This is a genomic window from Mesorhizobium sp. P160219 (genome assembly GCF_057786095.1).
This window is the reverse complement of the sequence record NZ_JBYNWG010000001.1, coordinates 1,785,896-1,803,327: the sequence shown is the minus strand read 5'-3', so window position 1 is coordinate 1,803,327 and position 17,432 is coordinate 1,785,896. Positions and strand designations below refer to the sequence as shown.

15 protein-coding genes are annotated in these 17,432 nt (G+C 63.5%); 4 read left to right on the top strand and 11 right to left on the bottom strand.

The genetic code is table 11. The annotated features are described in order from the left end of the window. Positions 1 to 311: 311 nt before the first annotated feature. From AC3EMP_RS08755 to AC3EMP_RS08705, 11 genes are all read right to left on the bottom strand, one after another. Complete coding sequence (locus AC3EMP_RS08755) at positions 312 to 764, bottom strand: helix-turn-helix domain-containing protein (RefSeq protein ID WP_023706400.1); 453 nt, start codon at positions 762 to 764, stop codon at positions 312 to 314. Further along, positions 757 to 1,176: a DUF4258 domain-containing protein gene (locus AC3EMP_RS08750; protein ID WP_084013556.1), complete on the bottom strand. Its 420-nt coding sequence runs from the start codon at positions 1,174 to 1,176 to the stop codon at positions 757 to 759. Before AC3EMP_RS08750 ends, AC3EMP_RS08755 begins: the two co-directional genes overlap by 8 nt. Positions 1,177 to 2,303: 1,127 nt before the next feature. Further along, positions 2,304 to 3,407 (bottom strand): type 2 isopentenyl-diphosphate Delta-isomerase, encoded by a 1,104-nt coding sequence (gene fni / locus AC3EMP_RS08745; RefSeq protein ID WP_488362156.1) that lies wholly within the window; start codon positions 3,405 to 3,407, stop codon positions 2,304 to 2,306. A gap of 28 nt (positions 3,408 to 3,435) precedes the next feature. After that, positions 3,436 to 4,338 carry a terpene synthase family protein gene (locus AC3EMP_RS08740; protein ID WP_352712676.1) on the bottom strand — a complete coding sequence of 301 codons (903 nt, stop codon included), beginning with the start codon at positions 4,336 to 4,338 and terminating at the stop codon, positions 3,436 to 3,438. After that, entirely contained in the window at positions 4,335 to 5,885 is a 1,551-nt protein-coding gene (locus AC3EMP_RS08735; RefSeq protein ID WP_352712678.1) for a hypothetical protein, read from the bottom strand. The genes AC3EMP_RS08740 and AC3EMP_RS08735 overlap by 4 nt, the downstream gene beginning before the upstream one ends. Before the next feature lie 136 nt (positions 5,886 to 6,021). Beyond that, positions 6,022 to 7,014, bottom strand: a complete 993-nt coding sequence (locus AC3EMP_RS08730) for a polyprenyl synthetase family protein (protein ID WP_352712680.1) — start codon at positions 7,012 to 7,014, stop codon at positions 6,022 to 6,024. A 130-nt stretch (positions 7,015 to 7,144) separates the two neighbouring features. Then, complete coding sequence (locus tag AC3EMP_RS08725; RefSeq protein ID WP_352712681.1) at positions 7,145 to 8,488, bottom strand: cytochrome P450; 1,344 nt, start codon at positions 8,486 to 8,488, stop codon at positions 7,145 to 7,147. After that, positions 8,488 to 9,330 (bottom strand): glucose 1-dehydrogenase, encoded by an 843-nt coding sequence (locus tag AC3EMP_RS08720; RefSeq protein ID WP_031196842.1) that lies wholly within the window; start codon positions 9,328 to 9,330, stop codon positions 8,488 to 8,490. Before AC3EMP_RS08720 ends, AC3EMP_RS08725 begins: the two co-directional genes overlap by 1 nt. Then, positions 9,297 to 9,626, bottom strand: a complete 330-nt coding sequence (locus AC3EMP_RS08715; protein ID WP_488362106.1) for a ferredoxin — start codon at positions 9,624 to 9,626, stop codon at positions 9,297 to 9,299. The genes AC3EMP_RS08720 and AC3EMP_RS08715 overlap by 34 nt, the downstream gene beginning before the upstream one ends. A 1-nt stretch (position 9,627) precedes the next feature. After that, the gene (locus tag AC3EMP_RS08710) at positions 9,628 to 10,917 is read right to left on the bottom strand and encodes a cytochrome P450 (RefSeq protein ID WP_352712682.1); all 1,290 of its coding nucleotides are present in this window, start codon (positions 10,915 to 10,917) and stop codon (positions 9,628 to 9,630) included. Positions 10,918 to 11,008: 91 nt separating this feature from the next. Beyond that, a complete protein-coding gene (locus tag AC3EMP_RS08705) occupies positions 11,009 to 12,211 on the bottom strand; it encodes a cytochrome P450 (RefSeq protein WP_352712684.1) in 1,203 nt (400 codons plus the stop codon). A gap of 157 nt (positions 12,212 to 12,368) precedes the next feature. Here AC3EMP_RS08705 and AC3EMP_RS08700 point away from each other — a divergent pair, with 157 nt between their 5' ends. The 4 genes from AC3EMP_RS08700 (at position 12,369) to AC3EMP_RS08685 (ending at position 17,171) form a co-directional block, all read left to right on the top strand. Beyond that, positions 12,369 to 12,680, top strand: coding sequence for a hypothetical protein (locus tag AC3EMP_RS08700; RefSeq protein WP_352712686.1), 312 nt, complete (start codon positions 12,369 to 12,371; stop codon positions 12,678 to 12,680). A gap of 1,176 nt (positions 12,681 to 13,856) precedes the next feature. After that, positions 13,857 to 14,390 (top strand): peroxiredoxin, encoded by a 534-nt coding sequence (locus AC3EMP_RS08695; protein ID WP_352712721.1) that lies wholly within the window; start codon positions 13,857 to 13,859, stop codon positions 14,388 to 14,390. Between the two features lie 69 nt (positions 14,391 to 14,459). Then, on the top strand, positions 14,460 to 15,896 hold the full coding sequence (gene rpoN / locus AC3EMP_RS08690) for an RNA polymerase factor sigma-54 (RefSeq protein WP_352712687.1): 1,437 nt from the start codon (positions 14,460 to 14,462) through the stop codon (positions 15,894 to 15,896). Positions 15,897 to 15,953: 57 nt separating this feature from the next. After that, positions 15,954 to 17,171 carry an MFS transporter gene (locus AC3EMP_RS08685; protein WP_352712689.1) on the top strand — a complete coding sequence of 406 codons (1,218 nt, stop codon included), beginning with the start codon at positions 15,954 to 15,956 and terminating at the stop codon, positions 17,169 to 17,171. Positions 17,172 to 17,432: the final 261 nt, after the last annotated feature.

Here is a 17,432-nt window from a genome sequence, read left to right as displayed (position 1 = left end):
CTGGGCCGGCCAGGTGCGTACGTCGCCCGAAAACGGCCAACTGCGAACATTCAGCGAAATGGCTATTTTGACCTCGGCGCAATGCGCCCGACGGTGTCCCTATGAACACGAAAGAGATGAGCGATTTCAGCTGCCGGATGCCTTATCGCGTTAAAGTGGTGACGTCCGGACAGGCCTAAAAGCTGGATGGGACGACATCGACGCGATTGGAACTAGAAGCACGAAAGCGCATGGCCGCTGATCAAGGCTGGCAAAGGCCAGGTGGTCGTCCCTCCCACTCGTGCGGGAGGGACGACCACCCATGGCTTGGTCTAAGCGGCTGCTAGAAGCTGGTATCCGTCGTCATTGCTGTGCTGAATTTGGATCGGTTGCGGCTTCAGTGTGTGCACACTCCGACGCGACAGCTCATCCATACCAGCTCCGGAAGCTAGATCGAGTTTTTCAATCGCCAAACGCCGGATGATTGTCTCCGCCGACCCATCGATCACAAACTCGCCCCGCTCCCATCGTCCCACTGACTGCTTGTCGTGGTGAACAAGCACAGCAAGCTCAGCTTGAGTATACCCCATTTCTGTTCTCAGAAAACGGAGCTCGTCAGGGCTAATCCCATGCTCGTGTGAGACTATGCCAAGAGCGATTACACGATGAAGTTCATTGACAGCCGGGATGGTGATGATTTCGTCACCTTCATCGTCGTTCACGAAATCAAGACCGCTAATGAAAACGTTCTTAAGTCCGCATTCGGTGTAGTGGTGGCTATTCATCGCATTCTCCATTCAACGTACCTGCGCGGGTAGACGGCTCGTCAACCCACATAACACTGACAATTTTTAGGAAGGTGCCGGTCTTCTCAGGAATGACTATCACTCTCAGAGTGCGGCTATTGCCGTTGGGACAGAGACCTTCCATCGCATATTTTTTGTACGCCGGTCGCGTACTCTCCATGGGCTCCATATGCACAAAGCCATTTTTGAGGACGTACAAAACGTCACCCATGATGATGTTTCGTTCGGCCATACGTTCGATCGCGTGGCGCTTATAGGAAATCGTAAGCGCTTTCGAACGCGCAATCGCGCGTATTTCGTCCGTTGCTTGCCCCTTCGGCCAATCACAACCACGGACTACAACGCCCCCATGCCCGCTTGGTTTCACCTTAGGTATATCACTATGATACATTTTAAAAGAGTCCCTTGCGCTAAAAATTTGTGATCTGGTAAAAAATCTCCACGATAAAAAGGGCGCCCTGGGAGGTAAGGGCGCCCTATTTATCACTTCTTGATGTGCGTCACGATATGCGTGTTCGGCTTGCGAACGGCAGTCGTAACCGTCGTGAACCGACCCGAAACCGCACTGCGGCCAATCGTAATCGTCTTCCTGCTCATGCTCATCACCTCCTTTCCGGAGCACGGCGCTCCTAGGGAGACGGGGTGAATCACATGCGCCTAGGTATCATCATGATACTTTGTCCGTCAAGGCCAGTGGGCAGGAAATCGCCACACCTTCGCCGCCTCCCGGTAGGGCAGATGCTTCCTAGCCGCGCCGTCGGTTACATCAACTCCATCGGGACCAATTTCCTTCAGCAGCGAGAAGGCACCGACCGTCCCTTGATGGCATTCCTGTCACAGCATCCATCGGGGATTAAGCTCAATGGCGCCGAAGACGTTCGGATCCGGCGTGTCGCGAAGTCCTTGACCTGCCGGAAAGTATGGCAATCCGGGCAAATCCGGCGAAGAAGGCCTGGGTCAACGCCTGATGATTCAGGACCGCGTTCCTTTGCAGCGCGGCCATGATCTTCTACTATCGCAGATCGACAACCGATGTCGCCGTAGAACAGGCTCTCCCATTATCCGGACCTTACCGGCAATTCGTTCCAGCCCTCGATCGTAACCTCCATTCCACCGCCATCGCTTTGTCTCAGAGCATGCTGAAGAACTGCTCCAGCCTAATAACCCGTTTTTGACCCCAGAGAAGTCTCCCACGGCCGACCGCGCTTCACTCGGGAGTCAATTTGGACCGCTACTCCTTCATTGCAGTTGATTTACACCAACCCTGCCGGTCTCCCGGCGCACCTTGTTTCGACCTTTCGAAGGCTCAGCTCCGTCGGCGTGACCGACCATCCTGGATCAAGCATCGACATAGTCGTCGAATACCGCTTTACTCTCCGCTGTGCGTTCGGGCATGGCGGGCGCCCCCCTGATCATGAAGCAGCACCAAACAAGCCCGCGACCAGCGCGACTCCCTCCACATCCGCATCTGGCTCAGTAAGGCTAGGCGCCCGCCGCCCCGTGCGGGCTACGCCGGCATCAACCGGCGGGCAGATGCGCCGAGGGCAATAAGCGGGCCTGACGCAGCGCCGCCAGATCAGCCGAGCCGGTGCAGAAGCAGGCGATGGCCAACTGGCGGATGACGATCTCGAAATGCGCGACAACGGCCTCGGTGGATACCGTAGCCGCGCGCAGCACGCCGGCCGCCTGCCCGGCGATGTCCGCGCCTAGGCGGATAGCCTTGGCCACGTCGACGCCGTCGCTGACCCCGCCCGACGCGATCAGCTTCACCGCTGGCAGCGCCCGACGTACCGCCTGCACGCTGGCCGGGGTCGGGATCCCCCAATCGGCGAACGCCATCGCAACTGTACGGTCGGCGGCATCGGGGGCCCGCTCGCCCTCCACCGCGGCCCAACTGGTGCCGCCGGCGCCGGCGACATCGATCACCGCCACGCCCGCCTGAACGAGCGCACAAGCCACCGAGGCAGAGAGGCCCGACCCCACTTCCTTGGCCACGATCGGCACGCCGACGCTACGTGCGGCGCGAGCGATCTGGGCCAGGACGCCGCGCCAGTCGCGGTCGCCCTCCGGCTGTACCGCTTCCTGCAGCGAATTGAGATGGACAATGAGTCCATCGGCCTCTAGTGCATCCACCGCCCGGCGCGCGAGGTCCAGGCCGTCGGCCTCGCGCAGTTGCGCGGCGCCGATATTGGCCAGCAAGGGAACGTCTGGGGCCAGGCGGCGCAACGCGCGCGTCAGCCCCTGGGAGTTGCGGGATTGCAGGCTCACGCGCTGCGAACCGACGCACATGGCGATCCCCAAGGCTTGCGCTGCCTCGCTCAGATGCCGGTTGATGGCCTCGGCGCGTGGCATGCCCCCAGTCATGGAGCTGATCAGCAGAGGCGCGCGCATGGTCTTGCCCAGCAGCGAGGCGCTCAGGTCGATCTGCGTCAGATCCAACTCGGGCAATGCGCAGTGTTCGAAACGGATGTACTCCCAGCCGGCGGCCTTGGCCCGTGCCGTTCGCCGATTTAGCACTATGTCCAGATGGTCGTCCTTGCGCCGGCTCAACTTGGTGTCGCTGATGCTCGCTCCATCCGCGTCATCGGGCGACGGCGTTGCGTCGGGTCGGACCGACGGCAGCGCGCGCACGCCGCCGTTTTCCGCTCGTTCAGGCCGGCGCACGCTGGGCTGCCCCCGCAGGGTCGCTGCGGTAGCGACTGTTTGAGGTCTGGTAGTACTGCACGCGGATGGCCGCCATGGCTTCGATCAGCGGTCCCCACGGCCGGGGAAAGCGTTCTTGCGCCATCACCCGGTGCAGCATGCGTGTGTGGCCGGCCAGCTCGTCCTTGAGGAACTCCACGACAGGCATGGCCGGATAGCGCTGCAGCAGCAGGATCGCCGCGTTGTTGGCCTCGCCGGCCGACCTATCCTTTTCGCGTCCATGCAGATCGTTCTGCAAGCGCCCTATTGCGGATATGAGCCGCAGGGCCTGGCGAAACGCCGGACGCGCGCGCAAGGTCGCCATGTCCAGCCCCCACAGCAACGACAGGCAACAGAACACGTTCGTGTAGGCGATCGAATCCACGCCGTTCTGCAAGTACTCGGCGAAGGACCAGCGCTCCTCCCCTGCCGCCTGCGCGTGTCCGGCGCGCAGCGCCGCGCAGTAGCACTGGGTATCCTCGAGAAGCTGGGCATAGTCGCGACGATCGTAGGCGAGCGCGGCGAGCGAAGCGCGCAGCACAGCACAGCCCTCGAATCCTGGTAGCGCGCACGCCACGCCCTGCCCCAGCGCCTGCTCCACCGCGGCGAGCTGCTCCGGCGCGATCAGGTCAAGGTCGTTGCAATCGTCCAGCCAGAACAGCAGCGCCAGTTCGCGATAGAACGCCACGATCAGCGTTTCGTCCAGCGGATCGCGGCCGGTGCGGGCGCTGGTGTCGCGCAGGCTCGGCTGGATGCGCTGCAGGATGTACTGGCCGCCCCGGACTGCTTCCACGGCATGCTCGTCGGCGAACCCGGTCAGGGAACGCCCCCACTCTAGCACCTGCTGCTGCGCGCGATCGGTCGGGATCATGGCCCGGCTCCTGCTCCCTCGGCCGAGACGCGCCGCCCCCAACGAAGCGCCAGCCACAACCCGGCGAGTTCGGCCACGCGCACCACCCGGGTGGGGCAATACAGTTCCTTGCCGATCCACAGCGGCGTCTGGGGCAGTGAATGCGCCGCGTGGCGGGCGAGCATCCACTTCAGCGCCCGCGCCACCGCCTGCGCGATGCCCCGGCGCCGGGTCGGCTCTTCGCTCCCGTCCATCACGTGCAACGCGAACAGCGCATAGGCGGTTTCCTCGAATGTGGACGCGCGACCAGCGCCCCAGCCGCCGTCGTCGCGCTGCGCCTTCAGCAGCCCCGCCAGCGCGCGCTCGTCGCGCCACTGGGGGTTGCCTTGCGCGAGCGCAGCGACCGCATGCGCGGTTGGATACAGCCACGAAACGTGCCATTTTTCGTTGTCCCATAGACCGTGCGGGTTGCGATTGGCCTCGACGTAGGCGCAGGTGCCGGCGGCCGGCTTTCCCAACATTCGCAACGCATGCAGGGCATGGATGTTGGTCGACACCGAGGCATTGCGCTCGCCGGGGAAGGTGACGAACAGCTCGCCGACTTCGAAATGGCGCAACGCATCGCCCCCCGGGTCGCGGCCTGCAAGGCGAAGGACGCATATCGCAACGGCGGTGTCATCCGCATCGGCCGCGAAGTGCAAGGCCGGGCCCAGACCACGTACGCCCAGGCGGGCGTGGAGCTGCGCGACGATCACTTGCACTGCCTCGGCGAGCGCGGGATGTGCGAACAGGCCGGCCAGATGCAGGGTGTACAGCGACCAGCATGGCTCGAACACATTGATCGGCCAGACATTGGGAACGACACCTTCGATGCCGGTGCGCGTCGCCTGCGATGCCGCCTGCAGATACCCGTCGGCGCGCCCTACCTGCGGCGTTCTTCCCTGTGTCACGGCTTGCGCACGCCACGCGGCGGTGGCCGCCGGACTGATGCCGATGCTGCCGTCGTCGTCCGGGCATGCGGTGGCCGGCGACGTCCCCCAGGCTTCCCAGGAGTGCAGCAACGGATGGCCGCTCGGCAACGTCGCCACAGCCCCCAGCTTGACCAGGCGTGCTTGCCGCAACGGCAACAGCGCCGGGTGGCGCGGAAACGCCAAGCCGCCCAGCAAGGATGCGGCCTGCCCGCACAACTGCGGCAGGATCAGCTCCGCGCCGATGGACGCGTCTTCCGGCACCGCATGCGCGTAGGGATCGGGCTGGCGCTCGAGGAACCGGGTTGCAGCCTGGACTGCGTCGGCAGCGCCGGGAAGAGGGTCGGCACGCTGCAATGCCAGCAACGCCGCCCACGTGGGCGCATGGCGAAACAGCGGGAAGTCCGCACTTCCCCATCCGCCATCGGCCTGTTGCTGCGCGATGAGCCACGCGTATGCGTCCTGCCGACCCGTGACGTTGCCGTGGAACTGCAGAGCTCGCGCCGTGTCGTAGACGGACGGACCGACGCTGCCGCCGTCGCTCATCTCGCTCAGCAGGTGGCGCATTTCGGAAAGGATCTGTTCGGACAGCGCGTTCACGCGGGATGTTCCTTCTGATGAGAACAGAAACGGGCAGACGTCGCGCACGTCGCCGCCGACACGGACACAGTGCAGCATGCAGCGCCCGCCGGCCGATCGCACCAGCACAGGGGCGAGTCCTTACGGATGGGCGCGCTCATGCGTATGGCGCGGACAGATAGACGTTGGCCCGCTGCAGCATCTGCGCCAACCCTTCCGCACGCGGCCCCAGAGGGGCGATGGCCTCCCCGGCGTCGTGCAACAAGTACAGGGCGAACTGGCGCGCAGCCTGCAGCCCCATGATTGACGCGCAGGTCGGCTTCTGCGCCGCCGCGTCCTTACCGGGGGTCTTCCCAAGAGTCGCGGTATCCGCCGTCGCGTCGAGAATGTCGTCGGCAACCTGCAACGCCAGGCCATAACAGGCGGTGTAGCGATCGAGCGCACTGTACAGCGCAGCGTGCGCGGCATCCTCCGCGATGGAGTATAGCGCGCCCATGCGAACCGACGCGCGCACTAGCGCTCCGGTTTTCATCCGGTGCATCGCCAGGATCTTGTCCAGCCCGGCGTGCTTTCCGACCAGCGACAGATCCATGGCCTGCCCGCCTGCGGCACCCTCGGCGGACACCGCATGCGCCAGTTCGCGCACGAGCGCTATACGATTGTCGCCCGGCGCATCCAGGCTCGCCAGGGTCAGGAAGGCGTGGGCCTGCAGCGCATCGCCGACCAGGATCGCAGTGGCTTCGCCGAACTTTACGTGCACGGTCGGAAGGCCGCGGCGAAGCACGTCGTCGTCCATCGCGGGCAGGTCGTCGTGGACCAGGGTACAGGCGTGCATCATCTCGATGGCGGCGCCGACGTCGTCGAGCATGTGCGCCGGCGTGCCCGCCAGTGCGCCGGCAGCCAGACAGAGCAAGGCTCTGGTGCGCTTCCCGCCATGCAAGGTGGCGTAGCGCATGGCTGCCATCAGCTCTGTCTTACCGTCGTCTTCGGCGCAGAGCAGACGCGCCAGCGCCTGTTCGACCCGCTTTGCGCCGTCCTGCATCCAGATCTCCGGGAGCAGCCCGCCGGATGCGCCACGCGCCTGCGCGCCCAACCCGCCGAATGCGGAAACGCCAGTTCGGTCATCGTGTATTGTGGAACCGGTTTGCATGTTGTTCATGTCCTTGTAGCTGAGACGGCCACGGCGAGCGCAAGTCGTCACACGAGTGCGTGCGCTGAGTGCAGCAATGCCGCGCCCCGCCGGCGCCGCTGCCTTGCCACACAGGGCGTGCGACGGCAGCTCATGAGAAGCCTATGCGGATTGCCATGGACGGATGTGCGGTCGGGTAATAGCGCCGGCCTTTTTCGACGTCGCTCAGCAACTGCGGCCGCACCCCGGCCTTGTGCATGATCAGCGCCAAGGCGATGCAGAACTGCACCATTTCCAGCCATACCAGGTGGTAGCCGATGCAGACGTGTGGGCCGGTACCGAACTGCAGCATGTCCACGGGCCGGATCGGTTCTGTGCGTAGCAGCCACCGCGCCAGGCGGAACTGATCAGGCGCCTCGTGCAGCAGCGCCGAGGTCGAGAAATGCAGCAGCGGGATGCATAGGTGGGTGCCCGCGGGAATGCGCCGTTGGCCGAGTTGCAATTCCTGCAGCGCGCGACGCGGCAGGAGCGTGGTCGCCGGATGCAGGCGCAGTGTCTCGCGGAACAGCGCCTCGGCGACCGGACACTGCGCCAGGTCCGCGTGCCGGGTCGGCACCGCGCCCACGCGTTGCGCCTCCTCGACCAGGGCGTCCCACAGCACAGGCTGCCGCGCCAGCTCGATCACGATCCAGGCCATCGTCGAGGCAGTGGTGTCGTGACCGGCAAGCAGCAGCAAGCGAATATTCGCGACCAGGACGTCATCGGAGAGCGGACCGTCGCTGCTGTCAAAAGCGCTCACCATGTCGTTGATGAACCCGGTGCGCGCGGCATGCGCGCGTGCATCGCGGACGAACCGGCGCAACTGCGCGTCGATCCAGTCGCGGGCGGAGCGGCCGCGCCGCAAAGGCAATCCGGGCAGGTCAACCGGTGGCGCGATGATCAACTGCAGCAATTGCCGGTACTTGCGATGCCATCCCGGCAGGTCCTGCGCGGGGATTCCCATGAGGCTGAAGATGAGCTTCAGCATCAGGTCGCCGGTCTCGCGCAGGATCGTTACCTCGCCGCGGGCGCGCCACGCCTGCACCCGCGCGTGGATGACCGGCGCGAACAGGTCGCCGATCCCGGCCTGGCTCAGCCCCTTGGGCAAGAACGCTGCCTTGATGGCATCGCGCGCCTGCCGGTGCGCGCCGCCGTCCAGGGCAACCAACGTTCCGCCAAGCAATTCGGGCGCGATCTCTTCGATCAGCGCCGAGGACACGTCCTTGTGCTTGAGCAGTGAGAAAGCGTCCGGATCCACACAGGTCATCAGATGTCCGGCAGGGCCGAAATCCAGCCAGAAGTGGCTGCCCAGGGTCCGTTCTGCTCGCTGCAGCAGGCGCGGCAGGTCGCAGACAATGGCGGGAAGATGCCCGACCAGGGGGAAAGCGCCAGGCATGACCGGGATGTCGCACCGCAGCCGGTGCCGACGGTTGAGCGGGTTGAGCAGCATGTCCATCAGCAGCGCGCCGCCGCCGCCGATTCGGTGTCGCCGACAGGGCGCGCGGCGCAGCTGTTGCCGCCGTCGGCGTATGTCGGCACATGCGCCAGCATGCCGCCATCGATGCACACGACCTGGCCGGTGATGAACGCAGCATCGGCGGAGAGCAGGAACGCCACGAGTGCGGCCACGTCCTCGGGGCGGCCGACGCGCGGCAGGAGCTGGTGCCGGCGCAGATGCCGTTGCATGCACTCGTCCAGCTTGGCGAGGAGACGCTCGGTCATGATAAGACCCGGCGCAACCGCGTTGCAGCGGATCTGCGCATGACCGTACTGGGTGGCGAGCGAAGCCGAGAGCATGTTCATCGCCGCCTTCGACGCGCCGTAGGACGTCTGCGCCGTGTCACCGCTGAGCCCTTGGCACGATGACATGTTGACGATCGCGCCACCGCCGCGGGCGATCATTCGTGGGATGGCCTGCCGGCAGCAGAGCAGCGTGCCGCGCAGATTGGTCGCCATGGTCTGGTCCCAGACTGCCAGGTCCAGGTCGAGGATCGCGCGGTCGCGCGGGGTCAGATGCATGGCGCTCGCATTGTTCACCAGCAGGTCGACCCCCCCGAAGTGCCGCTCCGCCGCCTCGAACAGCGCTGCCACCGCCTGGTCATCGGCGATATCCATGGCTATGGGCAGCGCGTGGCCTGCATCGGCCGCGATCTGCGCGGTGCAGGCGATGGCCGCCGAGCCATCAATGTCGGCCACCACCACTCTGCCGCCCCCGCGCGCGATGGCGAGAGCGCATGCCTTGCCGATGCCGGCGCCGGCGCCGGTCACCACGGCCACCTTGCCTTCAAACCGTCCCATCGTGCCTCCTGAATTGCATTGTTCTTTCGCGGCATGCCGCGCTCGGCCTGCGCCGGAGAAGGCGCAGGGTCGGCGCTGGCGCGCTCGTCATGGCCGGCGTCGCTTTCGATCACCCGAATGGCGGCGACCGGGCACTGGTTGGCCACAAGCCGCACGGCGGCGTGCAGCGCCTGCGGGACCATCGCCACGCACACTTCGGCCACGCCGTCCGGTTCGCGCTGGCGAAAGGTGCCCGGCAGCGTCAGTACGCACTGCCCGGTAGTTCCGCACAGATCCTGATCGACCACGACGCGCATCTCAGCCCTCCTGCCGATGCAGCCGCACCGGCAGCGCGCGGAACGTCCTAAGGAACGCGGAGGGCTCCCGGGTCGGCTGCTCGGCCAATGCCAGCGTGGGGAAGCGCGCCTGGATCCGCGGCAGGCTCTCGGCCAACTGCACCCGGGCCAGTTGCGCACCAAGGCAGAAGTGGATGCCGTGGCCGAAGGCCAGCATGATCTTCCCGTCGATCGAAATGCCAGGACTGGTGCCGTAGAACCGCACGGGATCGAAGCGGTCCGGATCGGCGAAGGCGTCCGGGTCGCGATTGCCGGCCGCGATCAGAACGCGCACGTCCGCGTTCTTCGGGATCACCACGCCGCCCAGTTCGATGTCGCGCTGGGCGATACGCGGAATGGAGCTGAACATGGCGGGCGCGTCGAAGCGCAGGGCTTCTTCGACGAATGCCTTTACCCCCATGGCATCTCCTTTCAGCCAGTGCCGCTGTTCGGGATACGCCAGCATCGCCAGGACAGCATGGCCGATGGCCGCGGCAGTGGTGGCGAAGCCGCCCAGCAACATGCCCCAGAGCATGCTGATCAATTCCGTATCCGACAGCATCTCGGCATCGCCGTCGTGTGCGCCGACCAGCATTGACACGATGTCGTGGCTGGAATCGGAGCGCTTGCGCTGTATGAGGTCGCCGAAGTAGGCCTGAACCCTGGCGCTGGCCGAGTCCGCCGCGGCGAGCTGGGGATCGCTGGCGTGCGGGCTCAGGCCTTCCAGAATGGCGCTGATGCCGGTGACGAGCCCGAGAATGTCGTCCGGGGGCATGCCGAACAGTTCGCCGAAAACCAGCATGGGCAAGGCCAGCGCGAATTCCTGATGCAGGTCCACTGCCTCCCCGCGCTCCAGTGCGGGCGCCATGCCGTCCAGGCGCGCTGCGACAATGCGAGCGATGGCCGGCCTCAGCTTGTCGATCTGGCCGATGGTGAAATCGCGCGAGATCAGCCGGCGCAGACGCGTATGCGTTGGAGGTTCCTTCATCGCCAAAGTGGACGCCAGCAGACTTAGCGACAGGCTGGTCGCCGCACGCGGGAAATAGCGCGCCAGTTCGCCTGGCGCCGGCCCCCGAAAAGCATCGCCCGTGGCCTTGAGCGCCCAGTAGATGTCGGCGTGGCGGCTCAACAGAAAGAGGCCCGACGCCGCGCGATGTACCGGATCGTGCTCGCGCAACCACCGCATGAATGGGTACGGGTCCTGAATGCACGCTGGCGACGCCAGTTCGGCGAAGGCGTCCCGGCATGCTGCCGTGGTTTCTTGCACGTCCATCTTGGTCACCTGTTGGTTGGCTGATCTGATCGGCGCGCGGCAGTCGCGCGGGCAATTCGAGGACATCGCGATTCCTCGTGGCGTCCGCGCATCACCAGAGCACCGGGAACTCCTCGAACCCGCCAGTGATGATCTCCTTGCGCAACTTCAGTTCTTCGGGCGCCACGGCCAGGCGCAGCGCGGGAAAGCGCTGGAAGATCGAACCGAACACCGCCTTGAGTTCCAGCCTGGCCAGCGCCAAGCCGACGCAGTTGTGGGGTCCGTAGGAGAACGCCAGGTGCGGGTTTTCGTCACGTCCGATGTCGAAGATTTCCGGGTCGTCGAAATAGCGCGGATCGAACGACGTCGCCGGCAGGCCGACCAGCACCTTGCTGTCCGCGGGAACATGCACGCCCGCGAGGGTCACGTCGGTCCTCGGATAGCGCATGATGCCGTCCCAGCCGGCGCCCGGCGGGTACATGCGCAGGATTTCCTCCACGGCCTTGTCCACCAGGGATGGATCGCCCACCAGGCGTTCGCGCTGTTGCGGATGGCGGAACATGGCCAGCAGGCCAAATTCGATCTGTGCCACGGTGCTCTCGTGCCCCGCCACCAGCATGCCTGCCGCCAGGCCGATCGCCTCTTCCTCGGTCGCCTTGCCCTGGTCGACCGCCGCGAGCAGATCCGTCAGCACGTTGTCGCCCGGATCCTGGCGCTTGTCCCGCATCTTGCCGCGAATGTAGGCGCGGAGTTCTTCCCAGGCCAAGCGCGACGCGCTTCGCGGCCCGCTTTCATGCTGGTGCGTCATCACCTCGTCGGACAGCCCTGCAAAAAAGGCGTGATCCTCGTAGAGCACGCCCATCAGCGCGCCAATGACCATCGCAGGAAGCGGAAAGGAGAGGTGGCGCCGCAGATCGGCGGGCTGGGGCTGGGCCGCCAGCGTCTCGAACAACTGCGCGGCGATCGCCTCCACCTGATGCGCGAGCTGCTTCACCCTGCCGTTGCTGAAGGCCGGCGCCACGATCGTGCGTAGCCGCGTATGCTCGCCCCCCTCGTGCGAGACCAGCCATCCTGGCGAACCGAGAATCACCGAATCCGGGGTGAATGCGGCCGGCGGCATTCCCGCGGGCCGGAACGCCGCGTCGGTCAACACCGCCTTGGCCTCGTCATAGCCTGTGACCCACCAGCCTTCGTGCCCGGACGGGAAGCGCACGTGGTGGATCGGACCGTTGGCCCGTAGCGCCAACATCTCGGGCGAGGGCTCAATGTGATCGACGCGCCACATCGGCAGCGTCGGCAAAGGTTGTTCGGACATGCTGGCACTTCACTCTATACCGATGGAAGGGCGGAAGGTGACCGGCGGGTGCTGCGGCAGCGAAGACCTAAGACGGCATGTAGAGGACGTCGTCCGAAGGCAGACCGATTATCAACATCGGCCAACGTGTAACTGTCTAGGCACACCGCGCGGCGAGATGCAGAACTTTATCCTGCACCATCGATTTCAGGATAAACCGGTGTGGTGGGCCTTTGAGCCGCCGCCAGCCAAGATTTCCTGCGCAAGGGTCGACAAGAGCGGCGAGCTGTTGGGTAGGGGCGGTTTCGCCGGGGACCCCATGCCCATAGACGCTATCCGACGCGGATTTGACATTTTGCTTTTCTTTCTTCGCTCCATTCGTGCCATCCACGAAATGAAAGTCGGTTGGCGGCTCCCGGCCCGCAACGAAGAGGCTTCAAAAATCGTGCCAATTTGGCCGACCGAAGAAAAAAATCTGTGGTGCTTCTAGGGGCTTAGCCTAAGGCCAGAGAAGAGCTAGGCGAATAGGCCGGTGTCGCGGGCCAACAAAGGCGACGGAACAGTGTCGGACAGAACGCCTCGGCGACCTTTAGGTCGGGCTTGCGACATTCTGGTCCAGTTTCGAACATAAGAGGGCGGCAAACAGACACGATTGGGGAATTCGATCCTCTCGGGGCCGCTTGCCCAAGAGCCCCCCGCTCATGGTCGCTGCGACAGGCGCATGTTCGCGATAGCCGTGCCGGCGCACCCATGAACGCTAGCTCCACATGTTACGCAATGACTGGAGTGCCCTCCAGCCTCAGGAATGCATCGGCTCGGCTTCCTGTTCGTCTTTGCCCAGCCGGGGCTGAAGGGCCGAATATCCGCACCATACAGCATCGTTGTTGCCTGTGTCACGAGGCGGTTATAGCGCGCGCCCGGCATCTTCTAAGACACGGCCTCCGAGAAGGAGGGGCGGTCCAACAGCCCCTTTATTCCAAATGGCACGCCGCTTGCTGCTCCTGGTTAGAGCACCATCAAATCACGATGAAAGCGACTTGCACCATGCCCGACACGCGAAGCTCCAGACCGTGGCCTGAGGAGACGGTGCCCCTTCCAGCTGAACATCGGGGCATCGTCTCCTCCGGAAGTCCGTTCTGGGTGGACGCTTTGCGCATGGCTGGTCCGATGCCGGCGCGCCAACACGGGCCGCGCGCGCAAATGCGGTTTGCCGGTTCTGTTCAGCATGTGAGTGCCGAAAAGCCTTGTCAAAGGGTCACCCAAGCCAAGGCCGGCGGGTCACTGCCACATATCCACAACACGCTGAACCAGTCCAGTGACTCGGAGTCCTGTGACGCGGGTGTGTTGCATGAAGACATTTCAGGCCCCGATATGCTTGCGATATTGGCTCCTTCCGGCCGCTATCCTTTTTCGAAACGCACGATCGCTAGTGACCGATCCCGCTTCCGGCGCCATAGCCGTGGAAAGCACCGGCTCGACGGTGTCCAGATCGCTCAGATCGATTGCGTTCGGTGGCCAACACACCGCCAAGACGTTCCCATGGTCGGGAGGGAAAAAGGAGGTTGCGAGCGCGAGGCCCTCATTCCGTGCCGGGCATACGAGCCTTTGCCCGGTATTGCGCCAGCCTCTGCCAGAATTCAGCGCAGTCTTCTTTAGGAGCAACTTGATGACAGTTAAAAAGAAAGTTCCCTTCGTCACCTTTCTCACGCGTGTTCACGATAAGTCGGTCGAGGGGCCAAATCCATATCGCTGGGAAGAAAAGACATCTGACGACTACTTTGCCGGCAAGCGCGTCATCCTGTTCTCGCTGCCTGGCGCCTTCACGCCGACCTGCTCGACCTACCAATTGCCCAAGTTCGAAGAGCTCTATGATGAGTTTGAGAAGCAGGGAATTGACGCGATTTACTGCCTCTCAGTCAACGACGCCTTCGTCATGAATGCGTGGGGGAAGTCCTTGGGCCTGAAGCAGGTCGAGCTCATCCCCGATGGCTCAGGCGAGTTCACACGCAAGATGGGCATGCTGGTTGCCAAGGACAATCTCGGATTCGGGATGCGCTCATGGCGCTACGCCGCCCTGATCAACAATGGCGTGGTGGAGCACTGGTTCGAGGAGGAAGGTTTCTCCGACAACTGCGAGGCCGACCCGTATGGCGTCTCATCCCCGCAAAACGTTCTCGAAACGCTGAAAGCCGCCGCATGACCTAGAAAACGTCTCACTGGCGCCATTGCAGGCCCCAAGAGGCTCCTCGACGGGATTATCGCACACACCATGCAATCTTCAGCAAGCCTGTTTCAGCGCCAGAAGCAATCCATCGTCGCATCGCCTCAACTCATTGAGTCGATTCGCTTGCTGCAACTGGCGCATACCGAACTGCATCAGTTCGTGGAGCGGGAAATCGAGAAGAACCCGCTCTTGGAATCTGCGTCAAACGATGGCGGGCCTTTTGACGATGCTTCGATTTCGGGAGCGGATCAGCCTCTCGGCCCTGGTGCAAACGCCGTTGAAGGACTGACCGGGGCAGGGTCGCCTGAACGGCTCGGGCAATGGAAATCACTTCGCAACACGACCAACAACCCGCCGGGCAATGGCCCTTCCCTCGACGAGTTTGCCACACTCGCCGAAACATTGCACGACCATGTCGCTCGTCAGATCGCCCTCACTGCGTTCACACCACAGGAGCGGCTGATCGCTGGCCAGCTTGCCGCCGATCTGGAAGACACTGGCTACCTTCGGGCAAACCTTTTGGAGCTGGCCGAGAGCCTAAATGTCCATGAGGCTGTTGTGGAACGGGTTCTCGGAACCTTGCAACAATTTGATCCACCGGGAGTTTTTGCGCGAAGTCTCAGAGAATGCCTCGAGATTCAGTTGCGCCAGCGAAACCGGCTCGACCCAGCAATGGCAGCTTTGGTTGCCCATCTTGAAATGCTTGCGCGACGCGATTTTGAGGCGCTGAAGCAGCATTGCGGCGTCGATGAAGAAGACCTTCTCGACATGATGCATGAGGTTCGTGCGCTCGATCCAAAGCCTGGGAACAGATTCGAATCCGGTGCCTCTGAATCAATCATACCCGACGTCTGGGTCACACCCTCGCCGCAAGGCGGGTGGCAGATCGAACTTGATCCCGCCACGCTGCCGAAGCTGCTGATCAACCAAACCTACTATGCCGAAGTCACGCGTCAGACTGCCCAAAATTCGAAAGATCAAGCATTTCTCGAAGAATGCTTGCAAAACGCGAACTGGCTAATCCGCAGCCTCGATCAGCGCGCCAAGACGATTGTTAAGGTTGCGGCTGAAATCGTGCGTCAGCAGGATGCCTTTTTGGAACATGGCGTCGCCCACCTGCGGCCTCTCAATCTTAGAACCGTCGCTGACGCGATCGGCGTGCACGAGTCGACGGTAAGCCGGGTGACCTCGAACAAGTACATGCTTACCCCGCGCGGAGTTTTTGAACTGAAGTATTTTTTCACCGTCGCGATCGCGTCCTGCCAAGGCGGCGATGCGCACTCCGCCGAAGCTGTCCGGCATCGGATCAAAGCGATCATTGCCGCAGAATCTCCCGGCGACGTGCTTTCCGACGAGGACATCGCTGTCCGGCTGAAGGAAACCGGCATTGATGTTGCGCGCCGCACCGTCACAAAGTATCGCGAAGCAATGAACATCCCCTCCTCAGTGCAACGCCGCCGGGAAATGCGCTTGTGTTTTTAGATTTGGGTCAAGGCAGCCTACATCACGTTGCATTGCATCAAAGTGGAGACTTCGTTCATGACCCGATCCGCAGCAGGCGTCATGAACGCTGTTCTGCACGACCCAGAAAAGCCTGTCCCACCGTCTGGTCCCGCATGGGGTGCCATCATTTCGCTTTCCTTGGGCACCTTCGGGCTGGTCACGGCAGAGTTTCTGCCTGTCAGCCTGCTCACGCCCCTCGCGCATGATCTCGCTATCAGCGAGGGAGCGGCTGGACAGGCGATGACGGCGACAGCTATCGTCGGGGCGATCTCGGCGCCGACGGTGGCCATTATCACAAAGCGCCTGGACCGCAGGACCGTCATGTGGAGCATGACGCTGCTGCTGATCCTGTCGGACGTTCTGGCGGCCGGCGCGTGGTCGCTGGCGGTTCTCCTGACTGCACGCGTCGTGCTCGGCATAGCGCTCGGAGGCTTCTGGTCGATGTCGGCAGCACTGGCGATGCGGCTCGTTCCAAGCCACCTCCTGCCTCGCGCTATGTCGATCATCCTCACCGGCGTTTCCGTAGCTACCGTCGGCGCAGCTCCAATCGGCGCTTATGTCAGCGATATCTGGGGATGGCGAAGCGCCTTCATGCTCGCCGCAGCCGGCGGTGTCGCTACACTGCTCGTGCAGCTCATAACCATTCCGAGACTGCCTCCGATTGGAGTGACTAGCGTCCGCAGCCTGCTGGATGTGGCAAAGATTCCGATGGTCAAGGTTGCGCTTTTTGTCATCCTGCTGGTCGCTTCCGGCCACTTCGCCGGAATCACCTATATCCGCGCCTTCCTCGAAAAGATTCCCGCGCTTGACGTCGAGACGATCTCGCTTGTGTTGCTTGCTTTTGGCATCGGCGGATTCTTCGGCAATTTGGCCGGCGGGCTTCTGGCCGAGTACAGTCTCAAGGCAGTCGCGGCCCTTGCACCGCTGCTCATAGGGATAGCGGCTGTTTCGCTACTGACGGCGGGAGCATCGGCCTTCGCCTCGGGGATTGCGGTTGGCGCGTGGGGCTTTGCCTTCGGCGCGGTGCCGGTGGGATTACAGACGTGGATGGTGCGGCGGGCCGTTCCCGAGCAGGCCGAAAGCGCCGGTGTGCTGATGGTCGTAGCATTCCAAGTGGCAATCGCAGCCGGCGCGATTTTCGGCGGGCTATTGGTGGAGAATGCGGGGATCGCCAGCGCCATTGCCTACAGCGCTGTTGCCACGTTCGTCGCTGCCCTCATAGTTTTCCTGCTCGGCCCGAAGCGCGGAACTTAGATCGCCTGACAGGAGAGATCTCAGCAGCGCAGCGGGACGAGAGGTCCAATCGCATGCACGGCGCGGCGCGATCCTCCGCTTGCGGGCGATGCCCCGACGGGAGCGACTGGCTCGCCTTCGATAATGCTTTACTCTCTTGACGAATGCTCTGGCGGATCGATCTGTCGTATCGTTCGCATACCATCAGCTTGCCTGGCCACTCACCCTTTGACACGGTGCCTATCCCTCCGGGGCAGCACCGAATGCATTTTCGGCGAGCGT

What these genes read in the sequence shown, in the direction of transcription:
- AC3EMP_RS08755 (WP_023706400.1), bottom strand. Translation starts at nt 764, where the DNA reads ATGAATAGCCACCACTACACCGAATGCGGACTTAAGAACGTTTTCATT.
- AC3EMP_RS08750 (WP_084013556.1), bottom strand. Translation starts at nt 1,176, where the DNA reads ATGTATCATAGTGATATACCTAAGGTGAAACCAAGCGGGCATGGGGGC.
- AC3EMP_RS08740 (WP_352712676.1), bottom strand. Translation starts at nt 4,338, where the DNA reads ATGATCCCGACCGATCGCGCGCAGCAGCAGGTGCTAGAGTGGGGGCGT.
- AC3EMP_RS08730 (WP_352712680.1), bottom strand. Translation starts at nt 7,014, where the DNA reads ATGCAAACCGGTTCCACAATACACGATGACCGAACTGGCGTTTCCGCA.
- AC3EMP_RS08725 (WP_352712681.1), bottom strand. Translation starts at nt 8,488, where the DNA reads ATGGACATGCTGCTCAACCCGCTCAACCGTCGGCACCGGCTGCGGTGC.
- AC3EMP_RS08720 (WP_031196842.1), bottom strand. Translation starts at nt 9,330, where the DNA reads ATGGGACGGTTTGAAGGCAAGGTGGCCGTGGTGACCGGCGCCGGCGCC.
- AC3EMP_RS08715 (WP_488362106.1), bottom strand. Translation starts at nt 9,626, where the DNA reads ATGCGCGTCGTGGTCGATCAGGATCTGTGCGGAACTACCGGGCAGTGC.
- AC3EMP_RS08710 (WP_352712682.1), bottom strand. Translation starts at nt 10,917, where the DNA reads ATGGACGTGCAAGAAACCACGGCAGCATGCCGGGACGCCTTCGCCGAA.
- AC3EMP_RS08705 (WP_352712684.1), bottom strand. Translation starts at nt 12,211, where the DNA reads ATGTCCGAACAACCTTTGCCGACGCTGCCGATGTGGCGCGTCGATCAC.
- AC3EMP_RS08700 (WP_352712686.1), top strand. Translation starts at nt 12,369, where the DNA reads ATGCAGAACTTTATCCTGCACCATCGATTTCAGGATAAACCGGTGTGG.
- AC3EMP_RS08695 (WP_352712721.1), top strand. Translation starts at nt 13,857, where the DNA reads ATGACAGTTAAAAAGAAAGTTCCCTTCGTCACCTTTCTCACGCGTGTT.
- rpoN (WP_352712687.1), top strand. Translation starts at nt 14,460, where the DNA reads ATGCAATCTTCAGCAAGCCTGTTTCAGCGCCAGAAGCAATCCATCGTC.
- AC3EMP_RS08685 (WP_352712689.1), top strand. Translation starts at nt 15,954, where the DNA reads ATGACCCGATCCGCAGCAGGCGTCATGAACGCTGTTCTGCACGACCCA.